The sequence below is a fragment of the Avibacterium volantium genome, assembly GCF_900635775.1.
Lineage (GTDB): Bacteria > Pseudomonadota > Gammaproteobacteria > Enterobacterales > Pasteurellaceae > Avibacterium > Avibacterium volantium.
Window position 1 is genome coordinate 100,251 of sequence record NZ_LR134167.1, and the last position, 18,100, is coordinate 118,350.

Below are 18,100 nucleotides of genomic sequence, written 5' to 3' on the forward strand. Positions count from 1 at the left end.
TGATGTCGCAACTTTCTGAGGTTTATATTAATTCTGTGGCAAGTTTTTTGCCAAACGATCCCGTTAGCAATGATCAAATGGAAGCCGTGTTGGGAATGGTCGGCGATGTGCCTTCCCGTGTCCGTAATATGATTTTACGTTCTAATGCTATTCGCACGCGCTATTACGCCCTTGATCCGAAAACACGCCAAGCCACGCACAGCAGTACAGAACTTGCAGTCTGTGCCATTGAAAAATTAGTGGAGCAGGGCTTTGATATACAGCAGCTTGACTGTTTAGCCTGTGGTACCTCTTACCCAGATCAAATTATGCCGGGGCAAGGGGTGATGGTACACGGCTTAATTCCCAATGCACCAGCTTGCGAAGTGCTAACCACCGCAGGGGTTTGCGTGGCAGGAATGGCAGCGATGAAACACGCTTATAATGCCATTCGCACAGGGGAACATCAAAATGCCATCGCAGTGGCTTCAGAAGCGGCTTCAGCGGTGATGCGTAGCGAAAATTTTCGCCCTGAAATAAATCAAAAACAACTGGATAATGCAAAACCGGAAATTGGCTTTGAAAAAGATTTTTTACGCTGGATGCTTTCAGACGGTGCTGGGGCTGCACAACTAAGCCACCGTCCTAATCCAGCAGGCATTAGCTTTAAAATTCATTGGATTGATCTCATCTCTTACGCCAATGAAATGCCTGTTTGTATGTACGCAGGCGCAGAAATCAACAATGGTAAGTTTGTTAGCTGGAAAGCGGTGGATAATGAACACCGCGACAAACATAGCCTAATGGCAATTAAACAAGATGTAAAATTGCTCAATGAAAATATCGTCAGTTACACGGTGGAAAAAGCCTTATCGCGTTTAATCGACAAATATCAGCTCAGCGCTGAAAAAATTGATTATTTTCTACCGCACTATTCTTCAGGCTTTTTCCGTAACAAATTATCGGAAGGGTTACAGCGCATTCAGTTTGATATTCCGCAAGAAAAATGGTTTACCAACCTTGCCGAAAAAGGAAACACAGGCTCCGCTTCCATTTACATTATTTTAGAAGAGTTTATGTGCACCTTCCCACTCAAAAATGGGCAGAAAGTGCTGTGCTATATTCCAGAGAGCGGTCGTTTTTCTTCGTGTTTTATGCTGCTTGAGGTCGTGAATGGAGCTAAATGAAATCCCCCAAGATGATAGCCGCATTTTTCGCGGACAAAAAAAGATCATCTATGCCACGCAAAATGGGCATTACCAGCCTAGCACTAGCACAGGCTGGCAAACGGAAGAATTTGCCACCCACCAAGCCGTTGATACCTTAAATGAACTGACTGAACAGGCATTGCAGGCGGTTAAAAAAGGGGAAAAGTCCGTGCTGTATTATTTAATGTATAAATACCGTTTTGATGAACAATCCCTCGCCCAAGCCACCGGCTTTTGGCAATGGCAAATAAAACGGCATTTTAGACCTGAGATTTGGGAAAAACTTTCTCAGAAGAAGTTAGAGAAATATGCTAGGGTGTTTGGGGCTGAAATAGAATGTTTTATATTAGTTAAGTAATATTTCATCTACTGAGGTAATGTATATGCTTAGAGAAATTCATAATTTTGAGTTATATCGCTATCAAATCATTCCAATTGAACGTAAACAATTAGATTTATTTAATATCTCAGAAAAGAGTATCGACGAGTTATTGGAAAATAAGAATGCATATTTTATAGAGGCTTTTAATAATCTTTGTAGTAATTCATATTTAGATGAAATAGAAGGACTCAAGAAGATCCTTTTCAAAAAAATTTATCCTAAGACAGAATTAGATAAAAGTGATGTTTATATTTACTTAATGGCTAGACCTAAGTCTATAACAATGGAAACAAATGAGTTTACAACTCAAGAACTAGAAAACTGGCCTAAAGTTTATGTGATTGTATTAAATCAGCCTGATGAGCAAATTATCGCAATAGAAAAAAGAACAACTGCATTTCCAAAAACCCAAAATGCAATAAGTAAATTAAGTGAAAGATTAAATAAAATTTTAGAGATTAATAACCTAAGTGTTCATATTAATCCTATATATGATAAAAAAGTATTTTGGGAATTCATCCAGGGGAAATCGATAAAGAAACTTGAGTTTAATCTTATTACCCCGAATATGTCTAATATTTCGAAGACATTAAATGATGACTTAAAAAACTTAGCAAAAACATCTAATACAGCAAGAACAGATTTAAGGCTGAACGCTGCTGAAAATACAAGTTTAATTATAGATAAAGATAATCAACTTATTAATGATCTTGTTGAATATAGTCGTCAAGGCGGTGGCAGTATTAGAGTACAATGTAAAGGTGCAAGAAGACTAACTGATTTAAATACTAAAATATCTTTTTTTAGTTGTGACTATATGGAGGTAATTGGACCTCCGGAAAATATAAAGAAAACTATATTATCCATAATTGAAGGTGAAAATAATGGAGATATTTAAAATATTTTGTATTGCATTTTTCTTTGGGGTAGTATTCTATTTATTTGAATATTTGATTGGCGTAGATTTTACGAGAGTATTTTTTCAAGCTAATTTAATTAGCATCCTAACAACATTGTTAGCTATTAATATAGCTGTATTATCAATAATTTTAACTAGGATGTCAGTACACGATCCTAGTATGAAATGCTTTGCCAATTCTAAGAAAGAAATTTGGAAGTCTATAAATGAGCAAGTGGTTTTAATAGCTGCTGCATTAATATTATCTATATGCTCTTCAAAGATAGATAATTTAGTATGTATAGGATTAACTAAATCTACAGAATTAGCTAAGCATATTATAAGTATCTTATTTATAACTGTATTTTGTTACGCAATAACCATCTTGCGTGATACGGCAAAAGCGCTGATTGATATTCATTAAAAACTGCTAAATATGGAAGAAAACCGTATTATAATCTAGATAACCGAGGAGAATTAGGTTCTCAACTTTGGCTCAATCAGTTGGAAATTGCACAGCTTTGTCAAACCACTAAACAGAATATCAGCAAGTATATTAAAGTCGTTTTGATAAAAGTGAATTTGATGAAAATTCAACCGTCAACTTTTAATTGACAGTTCAAAAAGAAACAACTCAATTTTCAAAAAAATTAAAAAATGAATCACGATTTTGAACACCAACACACCGCCCATTGCGAAAGTGGGGTGATGTCCACCTTACTCAAATCGCAAGGCGTTGATTTTAACGAAGCAATGGTATTTGGCTTGGCTTCTGCACTGACTTTTGTGTATCTCCCACAGATTAAAATTAGTGGAATGCCGTTAATTTCTTATCGTATGCCGCCGGGTTCTATCTTGAAAAAAGCCTCAAAAGTGGTGAAAGGTAAACTGATGTTGAAACGCTTTCGTTCTGCAACGCAAGGACAGCAGGCATTGGATAATGCCTTAGCTCAGGGGAAATTAGTGGGCTTGCAGACTTCGGTGTTTTGGCTGCCTTATTTCCCGCCAGAAATGCGATTTCATTTTAACGCACATAATCTGTTGGTTTATGGCAAGCAGGGAAATGACTATCTCATTAGCGATCCTGTGTTTGAAACGGTTCAGTGCTGTCCGAGCGAAGATTTACAGCGTGCGAGGTTTGCGAAAGGGGCATTGGCAGCAAAAGGGTTAATGTATTATTGGAAAACTCTGCCAAATTTGACCGCACTTGATCTATCCGCGGTCTTGCATAAAGCCATTCGCAAAAATGCAAAGCAAATGCTCGCACCACTTTGGTTTGTTGGTGTGCGTGGAATGTACTCTCTCGCAAAACAAATTGAAAAATTTGCCCATAGCAAACAAAGTGAAAAATACAAGAAATTATTTCTCGGTCATATCGTGCGAATGCAAGAAGAGATTGGTACAGGCGGCGCGGGGTTTCGTTATATTTATGCGTATTTCCTCGAGCAAGCCGCTGAAATTTGCCAAGAACCGAAATACAAACAGGCTTCCCAACAAATGACAGAAATCGGCGATCAATGGCGACAATTTGCCAGCCTTTGTGTGAAGCAATGTCGAGCGCCAACAACACAAGGCTACCAAGATTTAGCTGAAAAATTACGTCAGATCGCTCAACAAGAGCGCCAATTATGGCAGCAATTAGCTCGGTTCAAAGGATAAGTCTGTGATGTTGCAAATTGAAAATCTTTATCATCGTTATCCACAAAGCCAAGAATTTGCGTTACAAAACATTCAGCTGGATATTTCTCAAGGACAAGCCATCGGTTTACTTGGCCCTAACGGCGCTGGGAAGACGACACTGATGTCTTTGCTTTGCGGGTTGCAAGCGGTGCAGCAGGGGCAGGTTTATTTTGAAGGCGTGCCGTTTCACAAGTTAAGCAAAAAACAGCGTCATCAAATTTCTTTAGTGCCACAGGATTTTGCGTTTTATCCTTTATTAACGGTATGGGAAAATTTAAAATTTTTCGCCGCACTTTATCATATCAACGATAAAAACTGGCTCACTGAATTATTAGAAAAAGTGGGGCTAACTTCTTATAAATCGAGATTAGCAAAGCATTTATCAGGCGGATTGAAACGCCGTTTAAATTTCGCTATTGGTTTAATTAATCGCCCTAAAGTCATTTTTTTAGATGAAATTACGGTCGGCATTGATCCCCAATCTCGCCAATTTATTTTAAATTCCGTGGAGGAATTAACTCAGCAAGGCATCACGGTGATTTACACCTCACATTATCTGCAAGAAATCGAACAATTATGCGATAAATTAGTTTTATTAAATGAAGGAAAATTGATTTATCAAGGTGAAATAAAAGGCATTCTTGCGGAAGGGCAGAGCCTTGAGCATTTTTATTTAGATTTTTTACAACAGGCGGGAAAATAATGCTAATTGCTGCGATGTTTAAAGAATTACGCCTATTAAGCCGTGATCTGCACGGTGTGGCAGTATTATTTATTATGCCGATTTTATTTATGTTGATTATGTCGTCAGCGTTAAGCAGTGAAAAGGAATTAGGTAATCGCGGCGAAATTTTGCTACTAGGCACGCCAAATGATCCCCTCAATGACGGATTTTTTACCGCACTACAACAAGAGGAATTGATTGTAAAACAAGGGGATATTGCACAATTAGAGGCTTATCAGCAAGATTTGCAGCAAGAAAAATTTGCTTTGATTGTGGTTAATCCAAATCAAGATAAAAATGCCCTAAAAGAAGAACAGCCTTTGCAACTTTGGCTTAATCCTAGCGTGGATCGTGCGTGGTTGCTTGGGGTGAAAGGTATCTTGCAGAAACATTATAGCCAGCAACGGCTTGAGCGTTATTCCAAAGATAATCACATTGTGTTGAAAAATAATCAACGCAATCCGATGAAACAAATTCAGAAAGAAGTTAATCAAGCGTTGGATAAAAAATTCAATGAAATCAATACCTATTTGGCACAAGAGCGTTGGCAGGAAATTTATCTTAACCGTCAAGGGGAAACGGTTAGTCAGCCTAATGCGGTACAACATAGTGTGCCTGCGTGGTTAATTTTTGGTATGTTTTTTATTATGATCCCCCTTTCTAACGTAATGGCGATGGAGCGACAAACCAACACGCTTACTCGTCTGCGTTTGGCAAGAGCCTCAAGTTTGCAACTGATTTTGGCAAAATTAGTGCCGTATTTTTTTATCAATCAATGTCAATTTATTGGAATGATCGCCCTAGGCTATTGGGTGCTACCTATGCTTGCTATGCCCGCTTTTAGCTTAAATGGTGAATGGTGGCATTATGCGGTGCTGTCAGCTGCGGTAAGCCTTTCTGCGTTAGGTTACGGCTTATTAATTAGTGTGATTGCACGCACCACAGAACAAGCGGTGGTGCTAGGCGGTGGGGGCATTATCATTATGGCGGCCATTGGTGGCATTATGGTGCCAACTTATGTAATGCCTGAGATTATGCAAAAAATCGCCCAATTTTCACCAATGGGGTGGGCATTAACGGCATTTCAGCAACTATTATTAAATCAGGCTACCTTAATGCAAATTCAGCCTGAACTTTGGCTTTTAACAGGGTTTGGTGCAGCAATGCTATTGATTGCTGTGCTGGTTTACGCCCATCAACTCAAAACACAAGCGAGATTTTAATGAGCTATATTTTTACTCTCAGCCAACCTGAGTTAGAACAACAACTGAAAAACTTGATCGTGCAAGAAAGCGATAAAATGGACATTGATCCCAGCACAATTAGCGATGATGAGCCGTTATTTGGTGAACAAAGCCGTATCCAGTTAGATTCTTTAGATGCGCTACAAATTGCGGTGGCACTGCAAGCCCATTTTAAAGTGAGATTAAATGGCGATCGAATGGTGCGTAAGCATATGATGAATATTCGTGATTTAGCGAGCTTTATTCGTAACCAACATTCTTAACGATGCAAAAAGTTTATATCACCGCTGTCAGCCAGCAAAATGCACAAACTGCCAAACTCAATCCTTGGCAGCAATCTTCAATGCTTGGGCAAACGCAGAATTTGCCCTATTTTCGTGCTTTTGAGCAACCGCTGCTGAATTTCGAGCAGCTCTGCACTTATTTAGAAAATCACATTGACAACCTATTAACGCAACGGGGTTGGCAAGCTGATAGATTGCACAATACCCCCATTCTTTTAGGCTCAACGGCGTATTTAATGAGTGATTGCGAATTTCGTTGGCAAAACAATCAACCTTTACCGCAAGAATACAGCCTATCGGTGATCGCAGAACGACTAAAAGCACGCTATCAAACACAGGTTTTCAGCTTTGCAACGTCTTGCACTTCATCTGCACAGGCAATGGGCTATGCCTATCAAATGATTGCTCAAGAACAATGTGAGCGCGCATTGGTGGTTGGATTTGAAATGTTTAACCGTTTAACCTTTGAACATTTCAACGCAATGCACTTGCTGGCGGAAGATTTACCCTATCAGCCTTTTGTGCAAAGTAACGGCATTATTTTAGGGGAGGGCATCGCTTGCATGGTATTGGAAAATCAACCAAATCCAGAGAAAAAGCTAGAAATTTCTGCCATCACCACCATTACGGATCACCATAATCTCACCAATAGCTCTGCAGAGGAATTTGCTCAACTGATCGGAAATTGTTTGCATAAGGCAGGATTACAAGCTCACCAACTGGCTGGCATTAAAGTTCACGCTGTGGGCGGAAACAGCGATGAAATGGAAATCGCATTTTTACAACAGCAATTTCCGACCATTCCTTGCTTGTTGGCAAAATCTCACCTTGGACATAGTTTAGGCGCAAGTGGGGCAATGGAAACCGCGTGGCTTTGGCAACAATTACAACAAGAGAACGCAGATTGCCTGTTCATCAGGCCACAAGGCGCAATAGAAAAGCAATCGCAACCACTTTCCACAGGCTATTATTTGAATTACTTTTTAGGTTTTGGTGGCAGCAATATCGCTTGGATTCTTCACTGGCAAGGGAAAGTGTAATTAAAATGAAATCAAATATTTATCTCCAACAGCAAAGCCAGTTTATCGCTCAAGGACAAAGTGATGCAGAACTACGCCAACAACTTAAAGCCTTTGGTGTGGACGCTCGCCGTTTAAGCAAATTTACCCAACTCTGCTTGCTTGGAGCATTACCGCTAAAGCCCTATATTACGCCAAATACAGCCATTTACTTGGCTTCCCCCTTTAATTCACCAAGTAAATTCAACAAATTATTCCACCAGTTAATGGAACAAGATTTGCCTAGTCCGTTGGATTTTATGGCAAATCTCAATAACGCGACGGTTTTTCAGCTGGCGCAGCTGTTGCAAACCACAGGCAATAGTATTTTCTTGATCACTTCGCCAGAGGATAATGCACAGCCATTACAACTGGCGCAAACAGAATTGAAAAACGGCACGGCGGAGCAAGTATTGCTAGGCTGGGGATTTGAATCGCCCACTGATACAGAATGGGAAGGAAGCTGCTGGTGGTTGCTCAGCAATGCCGCAGAAGAAAATACGCTAACAACAAGTGCGGTGCAAAATTCGCCAAATTTTTCTACCGCACTTTCTTTTTCCTCTATATCTGCGCAGCTCCCTGCTGAGCATTATTTGCAATTTGGGTTAGATATAGGAAATTTATCAGATTAAGGCGATAGGCGATCTTTTTGCCAGTGCTGTTCATCAGTGCGTAAATAGCGAATCCTATCGTGTAAACGGCTTGGGCGACCTTGCCAAAACTCGACCATTTCTGGCAATAGGATATAGCCGCCCCAATGAGGTGGGCGCGGCACAGTAAGCGGATATTTAATCGCAAACATTACGGCTTTACTCAGTAAAACAGCTTTACTTGAAAGCACTGCACTTTGTTCGCTCGCCCAAGCGCCAAGTTGGCTTTGATAGGGGCGGCTGGCAAAATATGCGTCAGAATCGCTGGCAGGAAGTTGTTCAACCACACCTTCAATGCGGATTTGGCGCTCTAATTCTGGCCAGAAGAAGGTAAGGGCGGCAAAGGGCTGATGAGTGAGCGCTTGCCCTTTACGGCTGAGGTAGTTAGTAAAGAAAATAAAACCTTGCTCGGTGGTTTGCTTTAATAACACCATTCTGCTGCTTGGTTTGCCATTTTTTTCCACTGTTGCTAAATTCATTGCAGTGGGTTCATTTACCTGTGCTTGTATTGCTTCTTGCAGCCATTGTTCAAACAACGTCATTGGCTCATCAGGGCAATGGGCTTTCGATAAATTCTGTTGGCTATATTCTTGGCGAATATCTTGTAAATTCATCACGCCTCCTTAATTTTTCTTTATTTGTAAATTTTCCCCATCGTTTTGCTGAAGTCTTGTCAAAATCAAGACGAGGATTAAGCCAAACAGGCTAGAGGTGAGGAATGTATAGCTAAAGGCTTGTTGTAACTGTTCGACACTTTCTCCAAGGGCGTTGCGATACAAGCCCAAAATCACTGAAGAAACCGCAATGCCAATGCCAATTCCCACTTGCTGAATCACGCTCAGCATTGTTGAACCTGCGCTGGCGTTGTTATCGGATAAATCGCCGACAGTTAAGGTGTTGATCGCGGTGAAACTGACCGACATACAACCGCCGTATGCCAATAAAATCAGCACCATCTGCCAAATTGGCGTATGGCGTTGCAATAAGCTCATTGTGGCAATTACGAAAGTCATCGCAATGGCGGTGCTGATCAGCGTTTTCTTATAACCAAAACGAGAAAGAATACCACGGATCAGCGGCTTGAACGCCATTGAACTTACAGCAATTGGCACCATTAGCCAGCCTGCCACTTCTGCGCTGTAATGAAATACCACTTGGAGCATTAACGGTAGCAAAAACGGCACGCCCGAGCCACACAGGCGAATAAATAAATTAGCAATAAAGCCTAAACGAAAAGTGCGAATATGAAACAAAGAAAGGGACATTAGCGGATTGTGAACACGCTTGGCATAAAGATAATAGTAGGCCAGAAATGCCATTCCCACCGCCAGCACTACTAACGAAATCCAAGTTGCGGTGAAATGCTCAGCCACCAGATCCAGCCCCAAGGTCAAGCCCACAAGCCCACCCGCAAACAGCACAAAACCCCATTTATCTAAACGGCTCACCTGCCCTTTCATATTTGGCATATAAATGCCTGCAAGGAAAATCCCTGCCAGCCCAATGGGAATATTAATTAAGAAAATCCAATGCCAGGTCATATAAGTTACGATTAAGCCGCCCAACACAGGCCCAAGAATTGGCCCAATAAGGCCTGCCATCGCCATAATATTCCACGCATTTAACAGCTGATTTTTCGGCACAGTACGGATTATCGCAAGGCGCGCAACAGGCATCATTAACGCGCCACCAAGCCCTTGTAAAATGCGAGCAAAGATTAATTGTGGCAAAGATTGCGATAAGGCGCACGCCACCGATCCCAATACAAAAACGCCAATGGCAGCACGAAAAACCTTACGCGTACCAAATTTATCCGCCGCCCAACCGCTTAACGGAATAAACAACGCCACCGTCAAAGCGTAGCTAATGATCGCCAACTGCATATTCAGCGGCGATTCATTTAAACTGCGCGAAATGGTCGGCAATGCCGTATTCAAAATGGTCGCATCTAAGGTTTGCATAAAAAAGGCAACGGCGGCAATCCACGCCAAGCCTGTATAATTTTTCGTTTCTGTCATAAAAATTCTGCGATTTTGCTCCGCACTTTATTTCATTTGTTGTTGATACCAATGAAAAATAAATGCGGCAATTTGCTCAACCTGATTAATATCCAAATGTGGCACAGTGCAGCTTAAAGGGTAATCTGTGGCGAGCGCAATCACTTTTTCATCAAGTTCAGGCAAGGCTTTCTCCATTGTTTTGCGATGCAATAAAATCTTTGCAATAGGTTCGTGTTTGAAGCCTTCCACCAAAATCAAATCCATCAGCTGCGGATCAAATTGCGCTGCCAAATAGTCTAAGCTCACCGGCTGCGCGGTTTCCGTCATCAATGCCCAACGGTTATCACAAGCCATTACCACTTGGCTCGCGCCTGCTTCTTTCATTCGCCAACTATCCTTGCCCTCTTTATCCACCTGCGCGTTATGATGGCTGTGCTTAATCACCGCCACGCGCAAACCTAAATCGGCAAGCTGAGGTAAAAGTTTTTCCAGCAAAGTAGTTTTACCGCTGCCACTGTATCCTGTAATGCCAAGCATCGGGCACATTTTATGTCCTTTATATTAAGTAAAATGTAGCCCTATGATACCGCATTATTGGCAGCTTGTGATCGTTCACATAAATGAATAGATTATTGAATAACACGCAAAAAAATCGGGCGATACGTTGCTTTTTTCTGCCAAGATTTCGATACAAAATGGACGATCACAAAGGCAAGTGCGGTGCAAAAAACGATAAAAATGCCTTGCCAAAGTTCGGTTTGGAAAAGCTGATCGGCGATCAGCGTGGAAAGCAATAAGGTCAGTAACGGGAAAAAATACACCAGCAAACTAGACAAAATCAGTGAGCGTTCCATTAAACCAATTTCGATAATTTGCCCTGCTTTGACAGGGGTGATAGTTTCCACCTCAAAAAAATGCGCCGTGCCTGTGCCATTCAGTTCCGCCAGTGCCGCTGAGCCACAGGCAGACTTTGCCACGCAGCTCCCACAGGCACTTTGCGATTGGCATTTCACTTGCGCAATGCCAGATTGATAGGAAATAACCACCGCACTTTCTTTCAGCATTTACTTCACCTTAATATCTTGCACGATACGTTTTGCGGTAGAAATCGGCAGCTGCCCTACAAGGGTAAATTCGTTATCGCCAAAGGTTTCGCTATAAAAGGTTCTGGTACCATTCCACCAGCCGTTTTTTTCTTCATTTGGCAAAATTGAGCTTGAGCGGTAAAGGGTAAAGGAAAATAATCCATCGCTGTAAAGCTGCGCTTCAATACGTTCTTCGCCATTGGTTTCCACACTGCGATTAATCAGCTTAAAGCCGTTTGGTAACCAGCTTGGCTGCCAGTTAAAGGCTTCCTTACTTGGCTGGAAAGTGGTTTTGTCATTAATCAGCGCAGGAAAACCCATATGATTAATGGCATTGAGCAAATCATCAAATTGTTCACTTTGATATAAATTTACCACGCGGAATTGTTCTAACAGATTATTTTCTCGATCTAACACATCACTGCGTAGCAACAAATGGCTTTGTTCGTCAATAAAGACCACATATTGATAGCGAAAATCATCTTTCGGCAAAATACGAATGGTTTGTACCACGCGATCTGCCACGCGGTTGCGTCCAATATAGGTGAAATCATAATTTTGTTTCAGCGCATCAAGATTGCTCCACATAATCGCAGGCAAGCTGTCCACAATATGATTGGCGTTAATCGAGAACGGAGAATAATTCGGTTGGAAATAGCTCACCACATTATCACGTTGCACTATTTGCTGCGGCATTCCGTCAAGGGTGAGCAGTTGGGCGTAGGTTTTGCCATTATGATAAATATGGCTATAACGTAATGAGGCCATATTCGGCGTGGTTTGCACGAAAGCAATTTCATAGTTCAGATGAGAACCTGCCTGTTGCATTTCGTCTAGCAATTGGCGTGGCTGGACTGCATCAGGTTCTGCCGCCCATAGGGAATTTACAGAAAATAGCACTAAGGAAAGTGCGGTGATTTTTTTGACCGTTTTTAACATCGTTATTCACATATAGGATATAAACAAATTCACCACCAAAAATGGTGGTGAATAACCTAAACTTCATTCATTGTTATTTCTGATTTTGCAAATTTAATCTATCCGCATAAATGCGTTTTTGCAATTCGTAGCTTTGTAGTATTGAATCAATGCGTTTATTTTTTTGCTCAATTTGCTCAGGCGTAATCACCGATTGGGTTGGCGCATTATAGCTCACCTCTTGCACGGAATTGTTAAATGGCAAGGTTTGCAACACAGGCGCGTCTTGGTTTTCTTTGCCATTGTGCGCCATAAAACTTTGCACGCCCATCACCGCAACTAAGCACACGCCCGCTGCCACGGCAAATTGAGTCATTGGCATAAACCACGCTTTCAGTTTTTGCATAAATGGAGATTGCGCAGTTTCTTCTGGCATTGGTTGAGAAATCATAGGTTGTGCCACCACAATTTCTTCTTGCTCAATTAAATCTGCCATTTTTGCAGTGAAATCCGCACCCAATAATACTTCACTTTCCTGACGCATTACTGCACGAATAGTATGAAAATTTGCCCAGGATTTTTGTAAATCAGCATCTTGGCAAAGTTTTTCTGTCATTGCCTCGCTGATTTGTTCGCCATCAATGTAAGCGGAAAGTTGCTCTTTTTGCATTGTAAACTCCAGGGTTTTCTCTTTTAATGTTATTAATGTTGTATTAGCCTTGAAGAAGGGGTTGAATTTTATTTTCGATAATCTCCCTCGCACGGAAAATACGTGAACGCACTGTTCCTACTGGGCAATTCATAATATCGGCAATTTCTTCATAACTTAGCCCTTCTAACTCACGCAAGGTGATGGCGGTTTTTAAGTCTTCTTGCATACTATGAATGGTATCAAAAATGATCTTCTTCAATTCACCAGATAACATCTGATTTTCGGGCGTATCTACGTCCCGCAAATTTGTTCCCACATCATAGGATTCTGCCTCATCTGCCAGAATATCTTCATTCGGCGGGCGGCGCCCCTGTGCGGTTAAATAATTCTTTGCCGTGTTCACGGCGATACGATATAGCCAAGTGTAGAAAGCACTGTCACCGCGGAATGATTCAATAGAGCGATATGCTTTAATGAATGATTCTTGTACAACATCGGGAATATCATTCGGTGAAACATAACGGGTTAATAACCCTGCCACCTTATTTTGATAACGCGATACCAACAAATTGAATGCTTTCTTATCTCCCTGCTGTACCCTTTCTACCAAAGCCTGATCTGTTAGCTGTTCAGTCATATAACCTCTTATACACCTCTAACAAGCCTTGATACACAAGACAGCAAGCTCGTGTTCTCTTAGAGGGGTGAAAATCGTAAAAGTTCAATCTTTTTATCAAATTAGCTCGATAATTTTTCTTGTATATAGGAAACCATTTGCTGTAATTCAAGATCTGGCGCAGGTTTTCGGTTAAAAAACCACGAAAATAACTGTAAATCCGTTGCCGCCAATAAACGCACAAATGTGGCTTTTTGTTGCTCATCTAACGCATCAAAATGTTGCTGAAAGAAAGGCATAATCACTTTATCTAACTCCAACATTCCACGCCGACAATCCCATTCAAGGCGAAATTTATTATATTTTTCCATTTCTGTTCCCTGTTGAACTGAATAATGGGGGATTATAGCGGAATTTGCTTTTCCTTGTGCGAATAATTTCAGAGAGAAAACACAAAAAACCCGACATCTAAGTCGGGTTTTGCTAATAATAAAGTGCGGTTATTTTTCCGAAAGTTTTGGCTTAATAACTGCATAAATCACGCCTGTTAAGGCTGCACCAATGGCAATTGCCGCTAAATACATTAATGGCTGAGTTACAAATGGGATCACGAACAAACCACCGTGTGGTGCTTGTAAGCCGATGGATAAGCCTAAAGAAATCGCACCAGCCACTGCACCACCAATAATGCTTGATACAATTACGCGCACAGGATCAGCCGCCACAAATGGCAATGCACCTTCAGAGATAAAGCATAAACCTAATACGAAAGAGGCTTTACCCGCATCACGTTGATTGGCGGTGAATTTTTTGCGTGCTAATAATGTAGCAATTGCCATTCCAATCGGTGGCACCATACCTGCCGCCATTACCGCAGCCATTGGGGTGTAAACGCCAGAAGCGATTAACCCTGTTCCGAAAGTATAAGCCGCTTTGTTTACTGGGCCGCCCATATCCACACACATCATCGCACCAAGCACCGCCCCTAATAATAACGCATTGCTTTGTCCCATTGTGTTGAGCCATTCCACCAATGCGTCCATTAAGCCTTTTACCGGTGGATTGATCAGATAAATCATCACCAAGCCGACAATCGCAGAACCGAGCAATGGCAAAATTAAAATCGGTTTTAATGAACTTAAGCTCGCTGGTAATTGAATAGCTTGATTTAAGAATTTCACCACATAACCTGCAAGCAAGCCGGCAATAATCCCGCCTAAAATCCCTGCACCTGCGGTGGTAGCGAGCATACCACCAATTAACCCCACGGCTAATCCGGGACGATCAGCGATAGAAAAGGCCACATAACCTGCGAACACGGCAATCATTAAGTGGAACGCAGCACCGCCACCAATATCCATCAAGGCTTTTGGTAAACCGCCTGCAATATTCGGATCTTTAAAGGCTTCGATACCAAACATAAATGAAATGGCGATCAACAAGCCCCCTGCTACCACCAATGGCAACATATGGGAGACCCCTGTCATCAAGTGTTTATACAAGCCTTTACGCTCACCAGTGCTTTCTTCGCTGGCTTGTGATTTAGCGACATTTGCCCCTGTGTAAATTTTCGCTTCTTTAAAGGCTTTTTCAAATTCTTGTGCTGTTTTCTTCAGCGCAAGCCCAGTGGACGTGCGATACATCGGCTTGCCTTCAAATTTGCTTAAATCCACATCAATATCAGCAGCAATAAAGACAAGATCCGCATTCGCCACATCTTCAGGAGAAATAATGTTACTCGATCCCACTTGTCCACGGGTTTCCACTTTCACATTCCAGCCTTGTTTTTTAGCATATTCAGCAATAGCCTCCGCTGACATAAAAGTATGCGCTACGCCTGTTGGGCAAGCGGTAACTGCCACAATATTTTTCCTTTGATTAGAAAAATCTGGCGCATTTTGTACCGCACTTTTATTTTCCGCCCCATTTGAATTTTCCGCAGGCTGATATTCCACCGCTTCCGCCTGTGCCTGTTTCAAGGTCGCTTCTGGTGCATTAAAGGCGTTTTCCACCTCTGCCACAAACAGTTTTTTGCCTCGTAATGCGCTGTTATTTGGCGCACCACCTAAGGCGATCACTAAATCCGCTTGGTTGGCTTCAGCCACCACTTCATCGCCTTGCTGTTTTGCTGCCGCAGCCAGCACTTGTTTAATCAAAAAGGCTTTGGCATTGCCTAATTGTTGTGTGTTTGTCAAAAAAATCTTCATTGTTCTACCCTTTAATCACTGAAATTTCTACTTTTTCTAAGATTGGCGTTAATAACGCAGGATCACTCACGCCCACATTGCTTTGCGACACGGCAAAGGCAGATACCGCACTGGCAAACGCCAAGGTGTCTTGCTGTGAAAGCGATTTGCTCAGGCCGTAAATTAGCCCTGCCACCATCGAATCGCCCGCGCCCACGGTGCTAACCACTTGCTCGCATTTTGGTGGCTTCGCTTGGATCACGCCTTGTTTGCTTAACCACAAAGAACCGTCCGCGCCCATTGAAATAATCACATTGGCAATGCCTTGTGCGCGCAATTTTTCTGCGGCGGCGATGATGTCTTCTAGGGTTGGTAAGGAATGTCCCACCCAAGCCTCAAGCTCGCGATGATTGGGTTTCACTAGCCAAGGATTAGCGGATAACCCCGCGCTAAGCGCTGCATTACTGCTGTCTAACACCACTTTTACGCCAGCTTGTTGTAGCTGTTTGAGCCAATCTGCAAAATCTGTTGGGCTAACACCGCGCGGCAAGCTGCCACATACTGCGACAATGTCAAAATCCTTGCATAACAACAAGGATTGCTGCACAAAATCTTGCCAATCTTGTGGTGAAATTTCATAGCCTAAGAAATTGAGATCCGTTACATCGGCCTCTGTTTCGGTAATTTTCACGTTTATGCGAGTTTTACCCGCCACACGCTGAAAGCGATCTTCTAAGCCTAGTTCCGCAAACATTGTGTTGAAATCCCCTTGATTATCACGACCAAGGAAACCACTCACCGCTACATCAACGCCTAAATCTTTCAACACTTTTGCTACGTTGATGCCTTTGCCTGCAGGGAATAAGCCCAAGGTTTCCACCGTATTCACTTCACCCAGCGCAATACGCTTTAACCGCCCCACTAAATCATAGGCGGTATTTAACGTGATAGTTGCCACTTTTGCCATTATCAACTCCTACTCACCTAACCCTACTCACCTAAACCAGCTTCAATCGCCGCACCAATGCCATCAAGGGCTTTTTGTGCTTCTTCACCGGTTGCCACAAAACGTAAACGATGTCCTTTCACCACACCAAGCGCCACTACTTTCATCAAACTTTTAGCGCTAACTAATTGGCTATCGCGATCCACATTTTGCACCGCCACGGAAGCGTTATATTTCTTCACTTCATTAACTAACACCGCGGCAGGACGTGCGTGCAAACCGTGTTCGTTACGCACCACAAACACCGCTTCAACACTTTCGCTTGGATCTTGATTATCAAGTGCGGTGGTTTTTTCTGCGTTTTTTTCGCTAGTCGTGTTGCTTTCGCCAATCACTTCAATATGATCCGGCTCTTTCGGCGATAAAGAGGATACTTCTTCCCCTAAACCGTCCGCAATGGCTTTACCAATGGCTTCAATGGCTTGTTTGGCATCTTCACCCACCGCGCTAAAACGTAAACGATGTCCAAGGGTTGCGCCCAATGCCACGATTTTCATCAGACTTTTGGCGCTGATAGCTTCACCACCACGGGTGAGATTTTCCACCGTAATTTTCGAGGCGAATTTTTTCACTTCATTCACTAACACCGCTGAAGGACACGCGTGCAAGCCGTGTTCATTACGCACGGTGAATGTGCCGATAACCGTGCCTGCATTTTCGCTACTGGTATTGGCAGGTGCTGGGCTTTCAACACTCACTTCGCCGCCATTAAGTGCGGTCAAAATTTGCTGAGAATTTCCATTTAATAAGGCTTGTTGCACGGAATTTTCTAGTAATCGTGCGAGTAGCTCATCAATTTGATCATTCACACAAGCCACCGTTAGTACGCCTTTCACTTCTTTATGATTATGCTGGAAAGCTTGCTTTGCACGGCTGAACACAAGGGCATTTTTCTCGTTACCTTGCACCGAATCGGTAAGCCATAAGCCGCCGCCCAATGGCAATGCAGGAGAGGCGATCACCTCTGCCACAAATTGATTATTCACCGCGCCTTGGTTTTGCAATTTGCCGGCATTAATCGCAATTAAAGTAAGCAGGCTTTCAGTATCCACATCAAGGCTCAGATCTTCGCTTTTCACTTCCAGCGTTTCTTCGCCCATTAAAATGGCACGGAATTTTTCTACCTCTTGTAATGTCGCCAATTTCGCCGCTTTTTCTTCATCGCCAAGCACTTGTGTAAGCTGGCGAAGCAGGCTGAGATGTTCATCGGAACGTGCGGCGATCCCGATCACCACATAGGCTTTATTGCCGTCGCCCCATTCAATCCCTTGTGGAAATTGAAACACTTGCACACCCGTTTCTTTCACCATTGGACGCGTTTCCAATGTGCCGTGCGGAATGGCAATGCCGTTGCCTAAAAAGGTGGACGTTTGCGTTTCGCGCGCCAACATTCCTGCTAAATATCCTGCTTCCACATTGCCCGCTTGCTCAAGCGCTTGCGCCACCAATTCAATGGCTTGCTGTTTATTTTCGGCTTGTGCCGATAAGTGAATATTTTTTTCTGATAAGTTCAGCATTTTCCCTCCAGAA

At 42.5% G+C, this 18,100-nt stretch carries 21 protein-coding genes; 10 read left to right on the plus strand and 11 right to left on the minus strand.

The window, feature by feature from the left end; all coding sequences use genetic code 11:
• Positions 1 to 2 precede the first annotated feature (2 nt).
• The 10 genes from ELZ61_RS00500 (at position 3) to ELZ61_RS00550 (ending at position 8,089) form a co-directional block, all read left to right on the plus strand.
• Positions 3 to 1,166 (plus strand): beta-ketoacyl-ACP synthase III, encoded by a 1,164-nt coding sequence (locus ELZ61_RS00500; RefSeq protein WP_126373516.1) that lies wholly within the window; start codon positions 3 to 5, stop codon positions 1,164 to 1,166.
• On the plus strand, positions 1,153 to 1,545 hold the full coding sequence (locus ELZ61_RS00505; protein ID WP_126370683.1) for a DarG family dialkylresorcinol biosynthesis protein: 393 nt from the start codon (positions 1,153 to 1,155) through the stop codon (positions 1,543 to 1,545). The genes ELZ61_RS00500 and ELZ61_RS00505 overlap by 14 nt, the downstream gene beginning before the upstream one ends.
• Before the next feature lie 25 nt (positions 1,546 to 1,570).
• Positions 1,571 to 2,467: a DUF4747 family protein gene (locus ELZ61_RS00510; RefSeq protein ID WP_126370684.1), complete on the plus strand. Its 897-nt coding sequence runs from the start codon at positions 1,571 to 1,573 to the stop codon at positions 2,465 to 2,467.
• A complete protein-coding gene (locus ELZ61_RS00515; RefSeq protein WP_126370686.1) occupies positions 2,454 to 2,891 on the plus strand; it encodes a hypothetical protein in 438 nt (145 codons plus the stop codon). Before ELZ61_RS00510 ends, ELZ61_RS00515 begins: the two co-directional genes overlap by 14 nt.
• Before the next feature lie 233 nt (positions 2,892 to 3,124).
• Entirely contained in the window at positions 3,125 to 4,126 is a 1,002-nt protein-coding gene (gene darH / locus ELZ61_RS00525; protein ID WP_126370688.1) for a BtrH-related acyltransferase DarH, read from the plus strand.
• A 7-nt stretch (positions 4,127 to 4,133) separates the two neighbouring features.
• Positions 4,134 to 4,850: an ABC transporter ATP-binding protein gene (locus ELZ61_RS00530; RefSeq protein WP_126373518.1), complete on the plus strand. Its 717-nt coding sequence runs from the start codon at positions 4,134 to 4,136 to the stop codon at positions 4,848 to 4,850.
• On the plus strand, positions 4,850 to 6,094 hold the full coding sequence (locus tag ELZ61_RS00535) for an ABC transporter permease (protein ID WP_126370690.1): 1,245 nt from the start codon (positions 4,850 to 4,852) through the stop codon (positions 6,092 to 6,094). Before ELZ61_RS00530 ends, ELZ61_RS00535 begins: the two co-directional genes overlap by 1 nt.
• Positions 6,094 to 6,378, plus strand: coding sequence for an acyl carrier protein (locus ELZ61_RS00540; RefSeq protein ID WP_126370692.1), 285 nt, complete (start codon positions 6,094 to 6,096; stop codon positions 6,376 to 6,378). The genes ELZ61_RS00535 and ELZ61_RS00540 overlap by 1 nt, the downstream gene beginning before the upstream one ends.
• Positions 6,379 to 6,380: 2 nt before the next feature.
• A complete protein-coding gene (locus ELZ61_RS00545; RefSeq protein WP_126370694.1) occupies positions 6,381 to 7,439 on the plus strand; it encodes a beta-ketoacyl synthase N-terminal-like domain-containing protein in 1,059 nt (352 codons plus the stop codon).
• A 5-nt stretch (positions 7,440 to 7,444) separates the two neighbouring features.
• Positions 7,445 to 8,089 (plus strand): hypothetical protein, encoded by a 645-nt coding sequence (locus ELZ61_RS00550; RefSeq protein ID WP_197717462.1) that lies wholly within the window; start codon positions 7,445 to 7,447, stop codon positions 8,087 to 8,089.
• Here the strand turns inward: ELZ61_RS00550 and pdxH are convergent.
• From pdxH to fruB, 11 genes are all read right to left on the minus strand, one after another.
• Positions 8,086 to 8,721, minus strand: coding sequence for a pyridoxamine 5'-phosphate oxidase (gene pdxH / locus ELZ61_RS00555; RefSeq protein ID WP_126370696.1), 636 nt, complete (start codon positions 8,719 to 8,721; stop codon positions 8,086 to 8,088). The two genes, ELZ61_RS00550 and pdxH, sit on opposite strands and share 4 nt — an antisense overlap.
• 9 nt (positions 8,722 to 8,730) lie before the next feature.
• Positions 8,731 to 10,125: a DHA2 family efflux MFS transporter permease subunit gene (locus tag ELZ61_RS00560; RefSeq protein WP_126370698.1), complete on the minus strand. Its 1,395-nt coding sequence runs from the start codon at positions 10,123 to 10,125 to the stop codon at positions 8,731 to 8,733.
• A 27-nt stretch (positions 10,126 to 10,152) separates the two neighbouring features.
• Positions 10,153 to 10,653 (minus strand): molybdopterin-guanine dinucleotide biosynthesis protein MobB, encoded by a 501-nt coding sequence (gene mobB, locus ELZ61_RS00565; protein WP_126370700.1) that lies wholly within the window; start codon positions 10,651 to 10,653, stop codon positions 10,153 to 10,155.
• An 83-nt stretch (positions 10,654 to 10,736) separates the two neighbouring features.
• On the minus strand, positions 10,737 to 11,171 hold the full coding sequence (locus ELZ61_RS00570; protein WP_126370702.1) for a SoxR reducing system RseC family protein: 435 nt from the start codon (positions 11,169 to 11,171) through the stop codon (positions 10,737 to 10,739).
• Positions 11,172 to 12,131, minus strand: a complete 960-nt coding sequence (gene rseB / locus ELZ61_RS00575) for a sigma-E factor regulatory protein RseB (protein WP_126370704.1) — start codon at positions 12,129 to 12,131, stop codon at positions 11,172 to 11,174.
• Positions 12,132 to 12,204: 73 nt separating this feature from the next.
• Positions 12,205 to 12,780 (minus strand): sigma-E factor negative regulatory protein, encoded by a 576-nt coding sequence (locus ELZ61_RS00580; RefSeq protein WP_126370706.1) that lies wholly within the window; start codon positions 12,778 to 12,780, stop codon positions 12,205 to 12,207.
• Positions 12,781 to 12,823: 43 nt separating this feature from the next.
• The gene (gene rpoE / locus ELZ61_RS00585; protein WP_115248848.1) at positions 12,824 to 13,399 is read right to left on the minus strand and encodes an RNA polymerase sigma factor RpoE; all 576 of its coding nucleotides are present in this window, start codon (positions 13,397 to 13,399) and stop codon (positions 12,824 to 12,826) included.
• Positions 13,400 to 13,500: 101 nt separating this feature from the next.
• Entirely contained in the window at positions 13,501 to 13,749 is a 249-nt protein-coding gene (locus tag ELZ61_RS00590; protein WP_126370708.1) for an FAD assembly factor SdhE, read from the minus strand.
• A 129-nt stretch (positions 13,750 to 13,878) separates the two neighbouring features.
• Positions 13,879 to 15,585 carry a fructose-specific PTS transporter subunit EIIC gene (locus tag ELZ61_RS00595; protein ID WP_126370709.1) on the minus strand — a complete coding sequence of 569 codons (1,707 nt, stop codon included), beginning with the start codon at positions 15,583 to 15,585 and terminating at the stop codon, positions 13,879 to 13,881.
• 4 nt (positions 15,586 to 15,589) lie between these two features.
• Positions 15,590 to 16,531 carry a 1-phosphofructokinase gene (gene fruK / locus ELZ61_RS00600; RefSeq protein ID WP_126370712.1) on the minus strand — a complete coding sequence of 314 codons (942 nt, stop codon included), beginning with the start codon at positions 16,529 to 16,531 and terminating at the stop codon, positions 15,590 to 15,592.
• A 23-nt stretch (positions 16,532 to 16,554) separates the two neighbouring features.
• Positions 16,555 to 18,087 carry a fused PTS fructose transporter subunit IIA/HPr protein gene (gene fruB / locus ELZ61_RS00605; RefSeq protein ID WP_126370714.1) on the minus strand — a complete coding sequence of 511 codons (1,533 nt, stop codon included), beginning with the start codon at positions 18,085 to 18,087 and terminating at the stop codon, positions 16,555 to 16,557.
• Between the last annotated feature and the right edge of the window lie 13 nt (positions 18,088 to 18,100).

Coding starts and splice junctions, on each gene's coding strand:
- ELZ61_RS00500 (WP_126373516.1), top strand. CDS start 3: ATGTCGCAACTTTCTGAGGTTTATATTAATTCTGTGGCAAGTTTTTTG.
- ELZ61_RS00505 (WP_126370683.1), top strand. CDS start 1,153: ATGGAGCTAAATGAAATCCCCCAAGATGATAGCCGCATTTTTCGCGGA.
- ELZ61_RS00510 (WP_126370684.1), top strand. CDS start 1,571: ATGCTTAGAGAAATTCATAATTTTGAGTTATATCGCTATCAAATCATT.
- ELZ61_RS00515 (WP_126370686.1), top strand. CDS start 2,454: ATGGAGATATTTAAAATATTTTGTATTGCATTTTTCTTTGGGGTAGTA.
- darH (WP_126370688.1), top strand. CDS start 3,125: ATGAATCACGATTTTGAACACCAACACACCGCCCATTGCGAAAGTGGG.
- ELZ61_RS00530 (WP_126373518.1), top strand. CDS start 4,134: ATGTTGCAAATTGAAAATCTTTATCATCGTTATCCACAAAGCCAAGAA.
- ELZ61_RS00535 (WP_126370690.1), top strand. CDS start 4,850: ATGCTAATTGCTGCGATGTTTAAAGAATTACGCCTATTAAGCCGTGAT.
- ELZ61_RS00540 (WP_126370692.1), top strand. CDS start 6,094: ATGAGCTATATTTTTACTCTCAGCCAACCTGAGTTAGAACAACAACTG.
- ELZ61_RS00545 (WP_126370694.1), top strand. CDS start 6,381: ATGCAAAAAGTTTATATCACCGCTGTCAGCCAGCAAAATGCACAAACT.
- ELZ61_RS00550 (WP_197717462.1), top strand. CDS start 7,445: ATGAAATCAAATATTTATCTCCAACAGCAAAGCCAGTTTATCGCTCAA.
- pdxH (WP_126370696.1), bottom strand. CDS start 8,721: ATGAATTTACAAGATATTCGCCAAGAATATAGCCAACAGAATTTATCG.
- ELZ61_RS00560 (WP_126370698.1), bottom strand. CDS start 10,125: ATGACAGAAACGAAAAATTATACAGGCTTGGCGTGGATTGCCGCCGTT.
- mobB (WP_126370700.1), bottom strand. CDS start 10,653: ATGTGCCCGATGCTTGGCATTACAGGATACAGTGGCAGCGGTAAAACT.
- ELZ61_RS00570 (WP_126370702.1), bottom strand. CDS start 11,171: ATGCTGAAAGAAAGTGCGGTGGTTATTTCCTATCAATCTGGCATTGCG.
- rseB (WP_126370704.1), bottom strand. CDS start 12,131: ATGTTAAAAACGGTCAAAAAAATCACCGCACTTTCCTTAGTGCTATTT.
- ELZ61_RS00580 (WP_126370706.1), bottom strand. CDS start 12,780: ATGCAAAAAGAGCAACTTTCCGCTTACATTGATGGCGAACAAATCAGC.
- rpoE (WP_115248848.1), bottom strand. CDS start 13,399: ATGACTGAACAGCTAACAGATCAGGCTTTGGTAGAAAGGGTACAGCAG.
- ELZ61_RS00590 (WP_126370708.1), bottom strand. CDS start 13,749: ATGGAAAAATATAATAAATTTCGCCTTGAATGGGATTGTCGGCGTGGA.
- ELZ61_RS00595 (WP_126370709.1), bottom strand. CDS start 15,585: ATGAAGATTTTTTTGACAAACACACAACAATTAGGCAATGCCAAAGCC.
- fruK (WP_126370712.1), bottom strand. CDS start 16,531: ATGGCAAAAGTGGCAACTATCACGTTAAATACCGCCTATGATTTAGTG.
- fruB (WP_126370714.1), bottom strand. CDS start 18,087: ATGCTGAACTTATCAGAAAAAAATATTCACTTATCGGCACAAGCCGAA.